At 68.4% G+C, this 17,238-nt stretch carries 15 protein-coding genes; 3 read left to right on the forward strand and 12 right to left on the reverse strand.

Features of this window, described 5'->3' with window-relative positions; genetic code table 11:
- Position 1: 1 nt before the first annotated feature.
- From ABLG96_RS15770 to ABLG96_RS15800, 7 genes are all read right to left on the reverse strand, one after another.
- Positions 2 to 1,093, reverse strand: a complete 1,092-nt coding sequence (locus ABLG96_RS15770) for a hypothetical protein (RefSeq protein ID WP_353648292.1) — start codon at positions 1,091 to 1,093, stop codon at positions 2 to 4.
- Between the two features lie 270 nt (positions 1,094 to 1,363).
- Positions 1,364 to 1,867 (reverse strand): hypothetical protein, encoded by a 504-nt coding sequence (locus tag ABLG96_RS15775; RefSeq protein WP_353648293.1) that lies wholly within the window; start codon positions 1,865 to 1,867, stop codon positions 1,364 to 1,366.
- On the reverse strand, positions 1,864 to 3,345 hold the full coding sequence (locus ABLG96_RS15780) for a DUF58 domain-containing protein (protein ID WP_353648294.1): 1,482 nt from the start codon (positions 3,343 to 3,345) through the stop codon (positions 1,864 to 1,866). Before ABLG96_RS15780 ends, ABLG96_RS15775 begins: the two co-directional genes overlap by 4 nt.
- 27 nt (positions 3,346 to 3,372) lie before the next feature.
- The gene (locus tag ABLG96_RS15785) at positions 3,373 to 4,431 is read right to left on the reverse strand and encodes a MoxR family ATPase (protein ID WP_353648295.1); all 1,059 of its coding nucleotides are present in this window, start codon (positions 4,429 to 4,431) and stop codon (positions 3,373 to 3,375) included.
- A complete protein-coding gene (locus ABLG96_RS15790) occupies positions 4,428 to 5,144 on the reverse strand; it encodes a hypothetical protein (protein WP_353648296.1) in 717 nt (238 codons plus the stop codon). Before ABLG96_RS15790 ends, ABLG96_RS15785 begins: the two co-directional genes overlap by 4 nt.
- Positions 5,141 to 6,001, reverse strand: a complete 861-nt coding sequence (locus ABLG96_RS15795) for a hypothetical protein (RefSeq protein ID WP_353648297.1) — start codon at positions 5,999 to 6,001, stop codon at positions 5,141 to 5,143. The genes ABLG96_RS15790 and ABLG96_RS15795 overlap by 4 nt, the downstream gene beginning before the upstream one ends.
- Before the next feature lie 11 nt (positions 6,002 to 6,012).
- Positions 6,013 to 7,851: a glycerol-3-phosphate dehydrogenase/oxidase gene (locus ABLG96_RS15800; RefSeq protein ID WP_353648298.1), complete on the reverse strand. Its 1,839-nt coding sequence runs from the start codon at positions 7,849 to 7,851 to the stop codon at positions 6,013 to 6,015.
- 302 nt (positions 7,852 to 8,153) lie between these two features.
- Between ABLG96_RS15800 and ABLG96_RS15805 the strand changes: the two genes are divergently transcribed.
- Together ABLG96_RS15805 and glpK are read left to right on the forward strand one after the other, a co-directional pair.
- A complete protein-coding gene (locus ABLG96_RS15805) occupies positions 8,154 to 8,897 on the forward strand; it encodes an MIP/aquaporin family protein (RefSeq protein WP_353651540.1) in 744 nt (247 codons plus the stop codon).
- A gap of 161 nt (positions 8,898 to 9,058) precedes the next feature.
- Positions 9,059 to 10,618, forward strand: a complete 1,560-nt coding sequence (glpK, locus tag ABLG96_RS15810) for a glycerol kinase GlpK (protein WP_353648299.1) — start codon at positions 9,059 to 9,061, stop codon at positions 10,616 to 10,618.
- 96 nt (positions 10,619 to 10,714) lie between these two features.
- On the opposite strand, the gene ABLG96_RS15815 is transcribed toward glpK, so the two are convergent.
- The 5 genes from ABLG96_RS15815 to ABLG96_RS15835 form a co-directional block, all read right to left on the reverse strand.
- Entirely contained in the window at positions 10,715 to 11,599 is an 885-nt protein-coding gene (locus ABLG96_RS15815) for a DUF559 domain-containing protein (protein ID WP_353648300.1), read from the reverse strand.
- Between the two features lie 197 nt (positions 11,600 to 11,796).
- Positions 11,797 to 12,633, reverse strand: a complete 837-nt coding sequence (locus ABLG96_RS15820; RefSeq protein WP_353648301.1) for a carbohydrate ABC transporter permease — start codon at positions 12,631 to 12,633, stop codon at positions 11,797 to 11,799.
- Positions 12,630 to 13,586 (reverse strand): sugar ABC transporter permease, encoded by a 957-nt coding sequence (locus tag ABLG96_RS15825; protein ID WP_353648302.1) that lies wholly within the window; start codon positions 13,584 to 13,586, stop codon positions 12,630 to 12,632. Before ABLG96_RS15825 ends, ABLG96_RS15820 begins: the two co-directional genes overlap by 4 nt.
- Before the next feature lie 2 nt (positions 13,587 to 13,588).
- Positions 13,589 to 14,857, reverse strand: coding sequence for a sugar ABC transporter substrate-binding protein (locus ABLG96_RS15830; RefSeq protein ID WP_353651541.1), 1,269 nt, complete (start codon positions 14,855 to 14,857; stop codon positions 13,589 to 13,591).
- Between the two features lie 38 nt (positions 14,858 to 14,895).
- Positions 14,896 to 16,212 (reverse strand): aminotransferase class V-fold PLP-dependent enzyme, encoded by a 1,317-nt coding sequence (locus ABLG96_RS15835; RefSeq protein WP_353648303.1) that lies wholly within the window; start codon positions 16,210 to 16,212, stop codon positions 14,896 to 14,898.
- A 108-nt stretch (positions 16,213 to 16,320) separates the two neighbouring features.
- Here ABLG96_RS15835 and ABLG96_RS15840 point away from each other — a divergent pair, with 108 nt between their 5' ends.
- Positions 16,321 to 17,220, forward strand: a complete 900-nt coding sequence (locus tag ABLG96_RS15840) for a FadR/GntR family transcriptional regulator (protein WP_353648304.1) — start codon at positions 16,321 to 16,323, stop codon at positions 17,218 to 17,220.
- Positions 17,221 to 17,238: the final 18 nt, after the last annotated feature.

A 17,238-nucleotide genomic window follows, 5' to 3' on the forward strand; every position in this document is an offset into this window, starting at 1 on the left:
CTCAGGTGTAGGCAACCGAGTAGTGCCCGATCACCGTGAACGCGAAGTCGTCGCCGACCGAGCCGGGCACGGCCGGCACCTGGAAGTACTGCTGCGACAACGTCTCCCGACCCGATCCGGCCGGGAAGTCCAGCTGTCGCCGCAGGTGCGGCGGATGACCCCAGGTGTTCGCGTGCTCGTCCGCCTCCAGGAAGCCGTCGTACTCGATGCCGGCCGCGTTGATGCCGATGTCGTGGTCGGCCGCGGTCACCACCTTCGGGCCCCGCACGATCTGATTGCCCAGCAGCACCGCGGTGCCGGTGTAGACGTCGTTCTCGTCGTCACCGAAATGGATCTGGTCGATCTCGGTCTCGCCCTCGTAGGTGGTGATCCAGAACTCGGCCTCGCCGGCCCCGCCGCCGTCGCCGTCGTTGTTGATGAACACCGAAGCGACATCGACGGTGACAGTCCGCAGCAGTGTCGTCAGATTCTCGACCAGCGTGAACCAGCGTCCTGCCGCATCGTTGATGCGCACCGTGCACACATAGGACTGCCCGGCCAGCAGCGGCAGCAGCTCCACCGTGTGCACCTGCTTCAGCTGGCTGTCCGCGGTGGCGACCACGCTGGGCAGGATCATCTCGCCGAAGGTGCCGCGGGACGGCGTACCGGTGCCGATCTCGGCATGGATCGCGGTGAACAGCGGTGGGGTGGCGATGATGCGCCGGTAGAACGTGCCGCCCACGTCGGTGGTCTGATCGGTGATCCAGGGCTGCTCCTCGGGCACGCTGACCAGGGCCTGCACCTGGGCACCGGTGAACAGATCGCGTTCACTGGTCCGGCCGTTCGGATCGACGGATCTGTAGAAGTAGCTGCGGAACTCCAGCAGATCGCCGGGTCGCAGCGGGGGCGTCACGAACGAGCCCTTCAGGTCGGCGTCGACGGTACCGACGGTGGCAAACAGGTTGACCTCGGTCCACACCCCCAGATTGAGCCGCTGCCACAGCACCATCGGATTCAGCGCCGTGTAGGTGACGGTGGCCGTCCCGCTCTTCATTCCCTTCCCGACTTCGATGAAGAGCACTGCGGGAGTGACGGCGATGACCGTGTCGCTCATGATGACCTCCGGTGACCGGACGGTCCGGCCCACACCCGGTAGAGCACGCTCCGGTGACCTCCGGATACACCGCTGACCCGGCGGCGCAGTCCGGTCCGTCGATGACGCGGAGCGGCCGCCGGCGAAGAGATCCTGCAGAACGTCCTGCACCGGCCCGCGGCGGGCGGCCACTTTCCGTCACCTGCCGACTGGCCCGTCATACCCGCGCCCGTCATACCCGCGCCCGTCAGACCCGCGCCCGTCAGAACGCGCCCCTCATACCCGCGCCCGTCAGAACAGGGTCGTGACCACCACGCCGATCAGCACCACGCCGGCGCAGAGCACGAACCGCAGCAGAGCGGGCCGCAGCGCGTCCCGATGCACGATGGACCGCGGCGGGATCGCCGCGCAGATCCCGGACAATTGGTGCACCGCCAGCACCAGCGCGGCGAGAACCCCGGTGAGCACGGAGATGCCGCCGTCCCGGCCCAGCAGGTGCGCCGTCATCACGCCGAGGATCAGCAGTGTCGGGGCGATCGAGTGCGGGGCGATCATCGTGGCCCCGGCCAGGCTGACGAGCAGGAATCCGAGCGCGGTCAGCACCCCGGCTCCGGCCCCGACCTGCAGGCTCAGCAGCACCGCTCCTGCGCAGACGACGCCCAGCGCGAGTCGCAGCCACCAGCCCGGAAATCCCGGTCCCACGCCCGCGGCGATGTCGATGCTCGGTGCGCCCTGCGTCGCAGGCCTGTCCACTGCGTCGCCGGAATCGCCGGAGGCCCGGATCTGCTCGTTCATCGGCGGGCCCGCAGACCCACCAGGGCCTTGGCCATCTGAGTGTCGATGGACCCCTCCTCCCAGTGCAGGACAGGGATCCCCGCGGCCAGCACCCGTTCGACGCGCAACCCCCGGGCAATGCTGAGCAGGCCGAGGGTGCGGGTGTCCCGCAGCTCCGAGGCCGCCAGGATGCCCTGCAGCGGAAGGGTGTCGATCACGATCACCCGATGCCCACGCGCCCGCGCTGCCCGCGCCGCGTCCACCGCCGCGTCATCGGTGAGCGGGCTGAACAGCACTACGACGGCACCCGGCCGCAACAGCCAGTGCTCGACGTCCAGCAACCGGACCGACCGCGAGACCAGCCCGGACAGGAAGTAGCGCACCCGATCGATCTGCCGCTTGCCGCTGCCGTGGCGCAGCATCCGGCGGTACACATCGACGGTCTGCACGGACACCCGATCCCCGCCGCCCAGGTGGGCGGCCGCGACGGCCGTGACCGCCTGCACGGTGAGGTCCAGGCTGTTCCACTGGCTCTGCTCGAGTGCGTCCCACCGCTCGTGCCGCTCCTCCAGTCGTCTCCGACGGCCCTCGTCGCCGACCCTGCTGAGCAGCGCGCGCCCGCCTGCCACGGCCTGCTCCAGCCGACCGGTGGGTTCACTGATGTCCCTGGGGCCCAGCACATGTCGCACGTCCAGACACAGTGCGATCTCCGCTTCGGCCTCCGAGAGTGTGCGGCGGGTGTACAGCTTGCCGCGGCGGGCGTAGGCGCGCCAGTGGACCGATCGCATCCGGTCACCCGGCGCGTAGTCGCGCAGGTCGATGAGATCACTGCCCTGCCCCGGACGCCGGCTGACATGACTGCCGGCCCAGCCACCGATGATCGGCGGCAGCGGCAGCGGATCCTGGACCCGGATGCCCGGCAGCACCATCTGTGAGATCTCAGCGGCTCTGCCGGGACCGACTCTGAGCAGTCCGTCCGCCGTGATCGCCAGCAGATCCGGACGGCTGATCAGGCTGGAACCCCAGCCGCGCACCCGCACGTCCTGCAGCACGGTGAGACTGTCGGAGCGCTCCTCCAACGCGGTGCCGCCGGGCAGGGTTGCCATCTCCCCCACCGGATTACGGGTCGATTCCGGCACCCTGACGGTCACCAGCTCCGCCTCCCGGACACCGGACAGTTCGATGCGCACCGATAGTCGAGCTGCCGCCACCATCCCGCGGGCGATCCCCGCGCGGGACCCCGGATCCGCAGCTGTGCCACCCCAGCGCAGTCGGAGGGTGCCCGGCAAGGTCAGTGCGCCGGCGAGCACGATCGGCGCGGCCAGCACGACAAGATCCGGGCGCCCGGTCCCCAGCGCGAGACCCGTCCCGAACACCGCGACAGTGAGGACCCGGTAGAACGCGGCCGTCCGCCGCCACGGTCCGGGCGGCGCGGCAGGTGCCTCACCCACACCGGGTGCGTGCCGGGCTCGTGCGGGGGTGCGGTCGGTCACTGTCATCAGCTCGCCGTCCTCAACTGGCCGCCTTCAGCGCGCCGCACCGGACGGGCGCAGCATCGGCTCGGTCCTGGCCCGCAGGCTCGGCGGAGTGGGCACCGTCGACAGCAACCCACGCACCACCTCCTCGGCGGTCAGCGAATCTGCGTAGGCCTGCAGGCGCAACACCAGGCGGTGCGACAAGGTTTGCACCGCAACCGATTTCACGTCCTCGGGAAGCACGAAGGTCCGCCCCTCCAGCACCGCCCAGGCGCGGGCCATCAGCATCAGCGTCTGGGTTCCGCGGGGTGAGACACCCGCCTCGACGGCCTCGTGTCCTCGACTGGCACGCGCGAGATCGACGCAGTAGCCGATCACGTCGGCATCGACCGCGACCCGCTCGACCCCCGCCTGCAGGGCCCGCAGCCCAGCCGCGTCGATCACGGCGGAGACGGCTGGGTCACCGGCGGCGCGGCCGACCCGGCGCCGCAGCATCTCCAGTTCGCTCTGGGCAGTGGGATAGCCCAATCGCAGCCGGACGGCGAACCGATCGAGCTGGGCCTCGGGCAGTGCATAGGTGCCCTCGTACTCGATCTGGTTGGCCGTCGCGATCACGTGGAACGGGCTGGGCAGCGGATGGGTCGTCCCTTCGACGCTCACCTGGCCCTCCTGCATCGCCTCGAGCAGTGCCGACTGGGTCTTCGGTGGCGTGCGGTTGAGCTCGTCGGCGAGCAGCAGACCGGCGAACACCGGACCGGGCTGGAAGGTGAACTCGGCGGTGCCGGGGTTGTACAGATAGGAACCGGTGATGTCGGCCGGCAACAGGTCGGGGGTGAACTGCAGCCGGCGGAACTCCAGCCCCAGGGCACCGGCCAGGCTGCGCGCCATCAGGGTCTTCCCCAGCCCGGGGTTGTCCTCCACCAGTACGTGCCCACCCGCCAGGATCGCTGCCAGTGCCATCCGCAGGGCCGCGGTGTTGCCGACCATCGCGCCGCCGACCGCTGCGGCGATCCGGCCCGCAACAGCAGCGACCTCCTCGGCGGACGGCACCCGCTCCGCCGCTCCACCGGCGGCCACCGGGTCGTTGACGGGTGATTCAGTGCTGGTCATGATCGATCCTTCTCGGTGGTGGGTGCAGCAGTGGATGTGGCAGCAGCGGATGTGGCCGCAGCGGATGTGGCGGCAGCGGGTGCAGCAGGCCCCGATCCCGAATGGTCTGCCGACCCTCCGGTCGATCGCCGCGACGAGCGTGCGCCGATCAGGGCGCGCAACGACCGCCGTCCGCGGTGCGGGAGCAGTCGGGGATCGATCCTGACCGGCCGCAACCCATCGCCGGTCGCGGTGGCCAACCGGGTGACCCGGTCCACCAGCTGGACCAGATCCGCGCGACTCACCGCGCCATGATCGGGGTCGGTCAGCAGCTCGAAGTTCCTGCTACCCAACAGGTCTCTGGCCCGGTCCGCGTCCTGGGGCGCCTTCAGGTCGATCGCCCGTCGCAGCAGGACAGGAACGGCGATCTCGCGGACGGCTCGGATCGCGCGTCGCCCCAGGTACTCGGGTCGCTGCAGCGCCGACTCGAACCCGCTGATCTCCCACAGCTGGGGTACCCGCCCGTGGGCGAACCCGGTTTCCGGTTCGGGCGGCCACGGATCGACCTCCACCGTGAGGGCCCGCACCAGCAGCCAGGTCACCACGCCGGCGGTGAGGGCGATGACGACGCTGCGGGTCACCGGTCCGCCGGTGGCGAACACCCCGATCCCCGCAGCCAGCGCAGCCAGGATCGGCATCGTGAGCAGCCGCCACCACGCTCCCGGTGGGCTCACGGGGAGTCCACCGGGTCTTTGCCACACACGATCAGGGCTGCGTCCCGTGCTCGCACGGCGGACTCGGGATCGAGCGCGGCGACGTCGAACCGAGCTCGCTGGTAGAGCGGCAACAGGGTGCGTGCTGCTGCGCTCCGCTGTGCCGCGTCTCCAGCCCGATAAGCCTGCGTCGCAACAACTCTCGGGGGCAATGAACCCGAGGCCGCTGGCTCGATCGGGAGTTCCGACTCCCCCGGGTCCGGCTCCCCCTGCCCGACCACCCGGTCCAGGAACTCGGTCGGGGTCTCGAACGAGAGCCGGGGACGTCCGCGAGCAGTGGCCCAGTCCTCCACCCAGACCCAGCAGGAAACGATCGCGTCGGCGGCAGCCCTGGCATCGAACTGCCTGCCCGGCGGCGTCTGCGCGACCGGGGGCGGCGGCTCCTCGTCGAGCTGTGGTCCGGTGGCGGCGTCGGGCTCGATGCGCAGTCGGCGACGCTCGGCGATCCGTCGTCGGGCGTCCCAGGCCCGTCTCAGCAGCAGGTACACGATGATCGCCACCACGGCAGCCACCACCAACCACACCCAGGCGGCGGCCTGGTTCGAGGTGTCGGGGATCGACCGGTCGACCTGGGCCGGAACCCGGGTGACGCTCGGCCGCGGCCGGGACGGCGCCGTCGGCAGCTCACGGACACCGCCGCCCGTCGGCCGAGCGGTCCACCCGCCGATCCGGCCGATCAGCACCGCAAGGCCGATCAGCACCACGAATGCGGTGCCGAAAGCCAGCACCCGCGCCCGTGACCCGACCGCCACCGCCCAGCCACCGGTCCGGACAGGCCCCGCGCCGTTCCTGCTGCTGTCCGCCCCCATGCCGCTCATCAGCCCGTTCGTCAGGCCACCGGCGAGACCAACAGGTCCCGGATCTCCGGAGCCCGCAGCCGCACCTCGTCCGCGGCGGCGTCATCCGGCTCGGTCTGCGACTTCCGCTCGGCCTCGACGCGGGCGATGTAGCCCTCGACCTCCTGGCGTGATTCCTGCTCCGACCAGCCCAGCACGGGACCCATGATGTCCGCGACCGCCTGCGCGGATTCGGTGCCCCGGTGCGGGGTCTCGATGGAGATCCTGGTCCGCCGGGCCAATACGTCCTCCAGATGCAGCGCACCCTCGTGCGTCGCCGCGTACAGCACCTCGGCCCGCAGGTAGTCGTCCGCACCGGTGATCGGCTGCAGCAGGCTTGGATCGTCGGCCGCGGGTGCCAGCAGCTCGTGGATCCGCGAACCGTAGCGATCCAGCAGGTGCCGGATTCGGTACGGATGCACGCCGTGCTGCTGGCCGAGCCGGTCGGCCTGGTTCATCAGGGCCTGGTACCCGGAGGCGCCGATCAGCGGGATGTCCTCGGTGCACGACGGATTGAGGCGACCTGGAAGGTCCTCGGCGGCCGCGTCGACGGCGTCCATCCCCATCACCCGGTAGGTCGTGTACTTCCCACCGGCGATGGCGATCAGGCCGGGGGCGACCCGGGCGACAGCGTGCTCGCGGGACAGCTTGCTGGACTGCTCGCTCTCACCGGCCAGCAGCGGCCGGAGACCGGCGTACACCCCATTGATGTCGTCGTGCGTCAACGGCACTGCGAGCACCTTGTTGACGTGCTCGAGGATGTAGTCGATGTCCTTCTTGGTGGCGGCGGGGTGCGCCAGGTCGAGGTTCCAGTCGGTGTCGGTGGTACCGACGATCCAGTGCGACGACTTCCACGGGATGACGAACAGCACCGACTTCTCGGTCTTGAGGATGATCCCCGACTCCGACGGGATCTTGTCCCGCGCCACGACCAGGTGCACGCCCTTGGAAGCGCGTACCTTGAACCGGCCGCGACCACCCGAGAGTCGTTGCAGCTCATCGGTCCACACGCCGGTCGCATTGATGACGACCTTGGCCCTGACCGAGGTCTCCTCGCCCGTCTCGACATCGCGGACCTTCACGCCGGCGATCCGATCAGCTTCTTTGAGGAACCCGATCACCTGGGTGGAGTTGCGGACCAGGGCGCCGTAGGCGGCGGCCGTGCGGGCAACCGCCAGGGTGTGCCGGGCGTCGTCGACCTGACCGTCGTAGTACCGGATGCCGCCTACCAGCGAGTTCTTCGCCAGCGCGGGCACCATCCGCAGCGCACCCGCGCGGGTGAGGTGCTTGTGTCGCGGGACCGACCGCGCACCGCCCATCGAGTCGTACATGATCAGCCCAGCACCGACGTAGGGCCGCTCGATCACGTGCTGCGACAACGGGTACAGGAACGACACCGGCTTGGCCAGGTGCGGACAGATCTTCGTCAGCATCAGCTCGCGTTCCTTGAGCGCCTCGCGGACCAGCCCGAACTCGAACATCTCGAGGTAGCGCAGGCCACCGTGGAACAGCTTGGAGGAGCGGGAGGACGTGCCGGAGGCGATGTCGCGGGCCTCGATCAGCGCCACCGACAGGCCGCGGGTGACGGCGTCCAACGCTGCGCCGGCGCCGACGACGCCGGCTCCGATCACCACGACGTCGAACTCCTCGGCGCCCAGCCGCCGGAAACTGTCGGCACGCTCCTGCGGGCCGAGGCGGGCGCCGGCAGTCTGCGGGCCGATCCCGGCCGGGATCGACGGGGCCTTCCGGGCTGCACTGCTCCCCGGGGCTGCGCCGTTCTCCGGGGCCACACTGCTCTTCGGGGCTGCACTGCTCTGGGCTGCGTCACTCATGATCGTGTCCTCCTACCCGGGCGCGGTGAGCGCGCCAACTTCGCTCCAACCTACCGCCGTCCCCGGGCGGTCGTTGCCCGGCTCAGGATGGCGGACCTGCACGGATCGCGCTCAGGTCGTGCAGTGGCCGGCACCGCCTGGATTGTGCTCCGATCACCGATCTGGTACTCACCCCGGGCAGCCCTGTTCTGCACTGCGGGGGTGGGTTAGGTTGTGACCGTCCTCACCAGCGCACTCGAGCGTCTGGTGAACGCAGCGCCGGCGCTGGGGCTCCGGCCGATCCCTGGAGGCGCGCGGTGACCGTGACCAACGGCCAGATATTCCTGTACGAGACGATGGGCACGGCGATGCTGCTGCTGCTCGGCTGCGGCGTCGTCGCCACGGCCATCCTGATCAAGTCGAAGGGCCTCGGCGGCGGCTGGCTGCTCATCAACTTCGGTTGGGGCCTCGGTGTTTTCGCCGGTGTCTACGTCGCGTTCCCGACCAGCGCGCACCTCAATCCGGCGGTGACGATCGCCCAGCTGGTGCTGGGCAAGATCGACTTCGGCCAGGCCCTGGTCTACTGGGCGGCGGAGTTCCTGGGCGCCTTCATCGGTGCGGTGCTCTGCTGGCTCGCGTTCAAGGACCACTTCGACCAGGAGGAGGACCCGGGCGCCAAGCTCGGCGTGTTCTCCACCGGGCCGGCGATCCGTAATCTGCCGTGGAACTTGGTCACCGAGGTGATCGCCACCTTCGTGCTGATCTTCGTGATCCTGATGTCCGGTGGTACCCCCGACAAGCTCGGCCCGCTCTTCGTGGCCTTCCTGGTCGTCGGCATCGGCGCGTCGCTCGGCGGTCCGACGGGATACGCCATCAACCCGGCCCGTGATCTCGGTCCGCGCATCGCACACGCGATCCTGCCGATCAGGGGCAAGGGCAGCTCCGATTGGGGCTACTCCTGGGTCCCGATCGTGGGGCCGCTGGTCGGTGCGGTGCTGGCTGCGCTGCTGTTCAAGGTGCTCGACACCCCGACTCTGTTCGCCGTCTTCAACCCCAAGACCAGCTGAGCCGACGGTCGGCGGACCTCCCTCCGACCCACATTCTCATCCGACAAACATCCTCATCCGACCTACGTCCTCGTTGACCCAGGTCCCCGTTCGACCCACGTCACCATCCGACCCCACGTCACCATCCGACCCACATCTTCATTCGACACGAAGGGCTCCACATGTCGCAGCAGTACATCGCGTCCATCGACCAGGGCACCACGTCCACCCGCTGCATGATCTTCGACCACGACGGTCGCGTCGTCGCGGTCGACCAGAAGGAACACGAGCAGATCTTCCCGCAGGCCGGCTGGGTCGAGCACGACCCGAAGGAGATCTGGGAGAACACCCGCGCGGTCACCGCAGCGGCGCTGTCGAAGAAGGACCTGAAGCCCGCCGACATCGCCGCGGTCGGCATCACCAACCAGCGCGAGACCGCGATGGTGTGGGACCGGACCACCGGCGAGCCGGTCTACAACGCGATCGTCTGGCAGGACACCCGCACCGACAAGATCGTCGACAAGCTCGGGGAGCTCGGCGGCGGTCAGGACCGGTACAAGGCCAAGGTCGGCCTGCCACTGGCCACCTACTTCTCCGGCCCCAAGGTGATGTGGATCCTGGAGAACGTCGAGGGGGCCAGGGAGAAGGCCGAGGCCGGCGACCTGGTGTTCGGCAACATGGACACCTGGCTGGTCTGGAACATGACCGGCGGCGTCAACGGCGGGCTGCACATCACCGACCCGACCAACGCCTCCCGCACCATGCTGATGGACCTGGACACGCTGTCCTGGGACGAGGGCATCGCGAAGGACATGGGCATCCCGATGTCGATGCTGCCCGAGATCAAGTCCTGTTCCGAGGTGTACGCCAAGGGCCGCGAGAGCGGCGCGCTGTCCGGTGTACCGATCGCCGGCATCCTCGGCGACCAGCAGGCGGCCACCTTCGGCCAGGCCTGTCTGTCGGTCGGCGAGGCCAAGAACACCTACGGCACCGGCAACTTCATGCTGATCAACACGGGTACCGAGAAGGTCCCCAGCAAGAACGGCCTGCTGACGACGGTCTGCTACAAGATCGGCGACCAGCCGACGGTCTACGCCCTCGAGGGCTCGATCGCCGTCACCGGCTCCCTGGTCCAGTGGGTCCGCGACAACCTGGGTCTGATCAGCGATGCCGCCCAGATCGAGGACCTGGCGAAGGGCGTCGACGACAACGGCGGCTGTTACTTCGTGCCGGCCTTCTCGGGGCTGTTCGCACCGTACTGGCGCTCCGATGCCCGCGGCGCGATCGTCGGGCTCACCCGCTACGTCAACAAGGGCCACATCGCCCGCGCCGTGCTGGAGGCAACGGCCTTCCAGACCCGCGAGGTGCTCGACGCGATGAACGCCGACTCCGGCGTCGATCTCACGGCACTCAAGGTGGACGGCGGCATGGTCGTCAACGAGACCCTGATGCAGTTCCAGGCCGACATCCTCGGCGTGCCGGTGATCCGGCCGGTGGTCGCCGAGACCACCGCGCTGGGCGCCGCCTACGCCGCCGGTCTCGCGGTCGGCTACTGGGAGTCCGAGGATGACATCCGCACCAACTGGGCCGAGGACAAGCGCTGGGAGCCCCAGCTCGAGGCCGCCGAGCGCGAGAAGCGCTACAAGCAGTGGAAGAAGGCCGTCACCAAGACCTTCGACTGGGTCGACAATGACGCCGAAGAGGCCGAGGAAGCAGTGGCGGAGGAAGCCGTCGAGAGCTGAGCCTCACTCCGGATGATGATCTGACGAGGATGTGGCCCTCGATCACAGAACTGGCAGGACGTCCTGCCGGAACGCTGATCGAGGGCCATTTCTTCGTCACGTTCGCGCCACACCGACGATCAGCTGCCGGATGCGCCGCAGTACCTCGTCGGGTCCGCCGACGAGCATCTGCCAGGTGACGTGCAGGATCCGCCAACCGGCAGCTTCCAGATCATTGTGTTTGCGGCGGTCGGCCTCGAAAGACTTCCGGTCGGTGTGGTGCGCGATGCTGTCGAACTCGATCCCGATCTTCAGCCGCGGGAGAGCGAGATCCACGCGGTAGGTGCGCCCGAAGACGCGCACCCGGAGGTTCCCCACGAACTCTGTCAACTGTTCGTTCAGCAGGAACTGCTGGAACTGCTGCTCTCCGCCCGACCAGGGGTTGTTGGCTGCTCGGCCGAGCGCTCGCCCTCGAGCTGCGTTCCCACGACGGCCGGGGAGGAGAGCCAGCGCCGTCTTCAGACCCTCGACGGATCCGGTCTCTGAGCGCAACAGAGCGAAGATCGACTCACCCTGCGACTCGACCGCCAGGTCCAGCGCGGTGAGCTCGGGGCAGGTGAGACGCAACGACCCCCGGGTCAGGACGAGTTCGGGCGGGACTGACGCACGACTCGCAGACAGCCAGGATGGCGCCCTACCCACGGCGAGGTTGATCGCCCGGATCGGCAGGCACTCCTTACCGGGCCAGAACGTCAGCGCCGCCGCGGTCCACCCCGCGATCACCGCCTCCGGGCAGACTGCGCACAGAACGGCTGCGAGCACGAGCGGATTGCGTTCCGCGCCGGCAGCGACAAAGGTGCCCCACATCGGGGACGCCAGGGTCCCTCGTTCCACCTCGCGCAGCAGCGTCCGCCTCAGCGTCGGGTGTGAACGCGCCAGGACGACTCCGCCGCCTTCCGCCAGCGCGGCCGAGATCTGGACATGTCGACGACCGGTGCTCATGGATGCGATGGTCGGCGCTCGCCTCACGCGTTCGTTGACCGAGCAACCACGGTGTGGACAGCTTCGGGCGTGTGGACAACCCCGGGTTTGTGACGAGGGAATGGCCCTCGATCAGCGAATCCGCAGGACGTCCTGCCAAAACGGCGGTCGAGAGTCGCATCCTCGTCACCGACCCCCGCGTCCAGTCGAGCTCGTGCTCAGCCCTTGACAGCTCCCGACGTCAGCCCTTGCACGATGAACTTCGAGGCGACCGCGAACAGGATCATCGTCGGGATGATGGCCAGCACCGCTGCCGCCGACATCGGTCCCCACTCGATGTTGAAGCTGGAGATGAAGCCGTTGAGTGCGGCCGGGATCGTCTTGTTGGAGTCACTGTTGATCAGCGTCACCGACAGGAACAGCTCGTTCCAGCAGTTGACGAAGTTGAAGATGAAGGTCGCGACGATCCCCGGCGTCATCACCGGCACGATCACCCGCACGAGAGCGGTCAGCCGGTTGCAGCCGTCCACCATCGCCGCCTCCTCCAGCTCCGCCGGCACGTTGGCGAAGAAGCCGCGCAACATGATGGTGCAGAACGGGATGCACAGCGCGATGTAGACGATCGTCAGGCCGGAACGTGAATCGACAAGACCGAAGTCGACCATCATCACGTAGAGCGGTCCGAGCGCGATGAAGGCCGGGATCATCTGCGTCACCAGGAACGCCATCAGCAGCGCGCCCCTCCCACGGAAGGTGAAGCGCGCCAACACGTACGCTCCGAGCAGCGAGATGACCGTCGCGATCGCACCGGCCACCAGCGAGATCATCAGGCTGTTGAGGACGTAGGTGCCGAACGATGAGTCCTCGAACAGCCGGCTGTAGTTGTCCAGGGTGAACGGCTTCGGCCAGTACTGCAGCGGATAGCTGGTGATCGACCCCGCCGGCTTGAACGACGTGATGAGGATCCACACCAGCGGGAACAGCGTGATGACGAGCCAGATGCCCAGCATCACCCCGCGAAATATCTTGTAGCCCTTGCTCTCACGGTTCATCATTTCTTGTCCCGCTCCTTCACGGCGAGCAGGTAGAAGGTGGCGAACGCCACCAGCACGACCAGCACGATCAGCCCGAGCGCGGACGCCCGGCCGTAGTCACCCTGCTGGGTCAGCGAGATCATCCAGGTGGTGATGATGTGGGTCTGGTTGGCCGGGCCACCGCCGGTCATGCCGTAGATGATGTCCGGGAAGTTGAAGATCCAGATCACCCGCAGCAGCACGGTCAGCGCCAGCGTCGTGCGGATGTACGGGATCACCACCGACCACAGCGTGCGCACCTTGCCGGCCCCGTCGATCGCCGACGCCTCCAGCACGTCGTCCGGAACCGACTGCAGCGCAGCGAGAATCATGATGGTGAAGAACGTGACGCCGTACCAGACGTTCGCGATGACCGTGGAGAGCCTGGCGAGGTCGGGATCCGCGAGCCACGGGATGTTCGCATCGATCAGTCCGACCTTCTTCAGCAGGTCGTTGATCACGCCGAACTCACTGTTGAACATCCAGCGGAACAGGATGCCGATGAGGAACCCGGACACCGCCCACGGGAAGAACACCAACGCCTGGTAGATCCCCCGGCCGCGGAACTTGCGCCGCAGCAGCAGCGCGAGGCCGAAGCCGATCACCAGTTGGGGAACCAGCGAACCGACCACCCAGATCACCGTGTTGCTGACGATCGTCCCCCAGTTGGGGTCGTCCATCAGCGAACGGAAGTTGTCGAAGCCGATCCACGGCGTGGTGCGCAGGTCGTAGAGGTTCCACTGCCGGAACGCCATCTGGGCGCCGCGGATCATCGGGTAGTAGGTGAACAGCAGCACCACCACGATCGCCGGCGCGAGGAACGCCAACACGGTGAAACCCTTGCTGCTGCTGAAGGTCCGACGGCCGTGGCTGGCGGCCTTGCGGCGTCCCGGGGCGCCGACCGGCACCCCGGGACGCTGCTCGGTGGTGGTCATGGTTACTTCGTCGCCCACTTCTGGGTCCAATAGGTGTCCCATCCGGCCAGCATGTCGTCCGAACTCAACTTGCCGATCAGCACCTGCTGCAGGTCGGAGTCCGCCTTGGTCTGCCACTCGCTCCACCAGGCGACGCCGCGCGGCTGGACGACGGTCAACCAGGTGGAGGTGTCCTTGGTCATCGTGACGTAGGACGCCCACGGGCCGGTCTTGTAGAACGCGTCGTCACCTGCGCTCTTGAGGATCGGCACCAACGAGTTCTTCTGGTCGAACTCCTTGGACGCCTCGCCCGACAGGAACTGGATCAACTTGACCGCTTCTGGCTTGTGGGTGCTGGCCTGGGCGACACCCCACCCCGCGGTGGCGACCGGCTGCGCGGCCTTGCCGGAGGGTCCGACGAGCAACGGCGCTGTGCTCCACTGGTCCGCCTTGACGGCGCTGGACTTGCTGATCGCTGCGATCACCTCGGGATCCTGCAGCAGGAACGCGGTGGAGCCGTTGTTGAACCCCTCCACCATCTCCGGGTAACCCCAGGCGACCGACGACGGCGGTGACGCCTGCTTGAACAGCTTGAAGTAGGTGGCGGCCGCCTGCTTCGCCTCCTCGGTGGCGAAGATGGTCTTGCCGTCCTTGGTCTTGAAGGCGTTCTCGGTGTCGAGATCGTCACCGACGTAGGCCTCGATGGCTGTCACCACGTTGGAGAAGCCGTTCTTGCCGCCGCGGAAGGCGTAGCCGTACTTGTTCTTGCCGGCGTCCTGGACCTTGCTTGCCTGTTCCAGCAGTTCGTCCCAGCTCTTCGGCGGCGCCGAGAAGCCTGCCTCCTTGATCAGGTCGGTGCGGTAGAACAGGCTCAGCCCGTAGAAGCCGTAGGGGACGAAATAGGTCTTGCCGTCCGTCGTCTTCGAGTACTTCTGGGCGGTGGCGGTCAGGTCGTTCCACCCGGTCCACTTCGCCAGATCGGGCGTCATGTCGTACAGCCAGCCGTTGGTGCCGAACGGGCCGACGGTGGTGTCGCGGACCTCGAGCACATCGGCGCCGCTCCCGGCCTGCAGGATCTGTTGGATCTTGTTGTCCGCCTGCTCGGTCGGCGGCGTCACCAGTTGCACCTTGATCCCGGGGTTCTGCGACTCGAAGGTGGCCAGCATCGATTTGAGCAGGGTGGTGCGGTCGGGGCTGGACAGGCTCTCGATCATCTGCAGGGTCACGGTTCCACCTGCTGCGGTGCCGGAATCCGAACTGCCGCAGGCGATCAGCGTTCCGGCCGCGACCAGCGCAGCGCTGCCGAGGGCGATGGAGCGGATGGATCGTTTCACTGTTCTCCTCCAGGATGGATGACCGTCGACCGGTTGGCGGCGGGGGTGGCGTCGTAGGTCGTGGCCAGTGCCGTGCTGGCTTCAGCGGCCAGGCGGATCAGGTGCGGAACAGCACGTTCTGCGAAGTCGTCGTAGTCGTCTGCGGTGTTGTAGACGTGCGCCGAGAACCGCAGGTACCCACGGCCGCGGAAACTGGTGAACGCGGCCTCGATACCGAGATCGGCCAGCACGACGTCCCGCAGCGCGTTGGCCTCCTCGTTGGTCGTGGCGATGCCCGCCGGCAGCGCGACCAGGCGCATCGATGCAGTCCGCATCCCGACAGCGACCCGGCACGGGACACCGCTCGCCGCCGACATGGCGCCCGAGATCACCCGCTCGCCGTGATCGGCCAACGCGGTGACGTGCTCCCGGACCCGCGCCCAGCCGAACTGCCGCTCGATCTCGCCGATGGCCATCGCCGCGGTCAACCAGGCCGTGGTGTCGAGAGTGCCCTGGTGGTCGAAACGCTGCGGGAAACCCAGTGGTGCACCCCAGGAATCGATCAGTGGGTAGAGCGCGTCACACAGCCCAGGCCGGGGAACGAGGATCGCGGCACCGGGGGCGGTGCAGCCGAACTTGTGCAGGTTGCCGAACCAGTAGTCGGCATCCGCCGCGGCGACCGCGTTCTCGAGCAGCATCGGTGCGTGCGCCGCGTCGACGGCGCTGACGATGCCGCGCTCCCGAGCAGCCGCGCAGATCTCACCGACGGGCAACCCGCGCGCGGTCGGCGAGGTGATCTGGTCGACCACCACGAGCGCCGTGCGGTCGGTGAATGCCCCGATCACCGCGTCGGCGGCGGCGTCAGCGTCGACTTCCAGATCGACCGGTGCCACGACGACCCGTCCACCGATCCGGCGGGCCAGTCGCTCGGCGCCCATGACCACTGCGCCGTAGCCGTGGTCGGTCACGACGATCTCGCTGCCTCGGGGAAGGTCCAGCGAGTTGTAGACCACCGAAGCGCCGGCGCTCGCATTGGGCACGAAAGCGAACGCGTCAGGTTCCAGCCCCAGGAACGGGGCCAGCTCGGCGCGTGCCGCCGCGATCAGTTCCGGAGCGGCCGGGAACCACCGCACCGGTGCGGCGAACATCTCCGCGCGGATGCGCTCCTGCAGCTCGGTGGCGGCGCGCAGTGGCGATCCGAACGAGGAGTGGTTGAGGTGACGCAGGCTCGGATCGAGCGAGAACAGCTCGTCCGCGCGGCGACCGTCCACTGTCCGCAGCGCGGACGGTGCGGCAGCGACGGGCGACTCACGGGTGGAGGTGGGAGCAATCACAGGAGTCATAGTTGTCTGACGAATTGCCTCTTGTAAAGACTGTGAGCCGAATCCAGCCTGATTTCGGGCTGAGTCATCAGACGAGTTCGAGAGTGAGAGTATCAACCCATGCCAGTCGACGTGCCGTCAGCAGCCGCGCCCGCCGCGGCCGGGTCCGTTCCCACGCCCGTCACTGCGTCCGTCATTGCGCCCGCCACAGCGCCCGCCCCAGCGCCCGCCACAGCGCCCGCCTTCGCGCCCGTCACAGCGCCCGTCGCCGGGGCGCGCCCAGACGCAGCACCCGGGGAGCGGCGCCGGCCGGGAGAGCCGACCAGCGGCAGCGCGCTGGACGTGGCCCTGCAGGCGCTGCGGCGCTCGATCGGCACCGGCGAGTTCTCCCCCGGCCAGCGACTGCCGTCCGAGGCAGAGCTCGGCAGGCTGTTGGGCGTCTCCCGCAGCTCGCTGCGGGAGGCCATCCGGATGCTCGCCGCGCTGGGCGTGCTCGTCGTGCGACACGGATCCGGGACCTACGTCTCCGACTTGCGCGCCGCCGACATCGTCTCCTCGCTGAGCCTGACCCTCGGCCTGCTGCCGCTGGAGGGATTGCTGGAGGTCTACGAGATGCGGCGGGTCTTGGAGGCCCACGCGACCGGTCAGGCGGCCGCGCGACGCCCGGATGAGCTGATGCCGGAGCTCGACGCGATCCTCACCGAACTCGAGCAGGTGCACGATCCGGCCACTGCATCCGAGCTCGATTCCCGCTTCCACACCCTGGTCGACGAGGCCGCCGGCAACCCGACGATGACGGCCATGCTCACCGTGTTCCGTCGGCGTGGGCGCAACTACCAGATCTTCGGGGCCGCCGGCACCGCCGACGTCAAGGTCGTCAGCGACCGCGGTCACCGGGCGATCTACCGCGCACTGCTGCACCGCGATCCGGGCGCCGCCGAAACCGCAGCGGCGGATCACATCGCGCAGACCGAGGCCTGGCTCCGGCTGCTGAAACCGCTGCCCGACCCCCCGTCCTGAGCGGAGCATCGCCGACAC

This window comes from Nakamurella sp. A5-74, from assembly GCF_040438885.1.
Taxonomy (GTDB): Bacteria; Actinomycetota; Actinomycetes; order Mycobacteriales; family Nakamurellaceae; genus Nakamurella.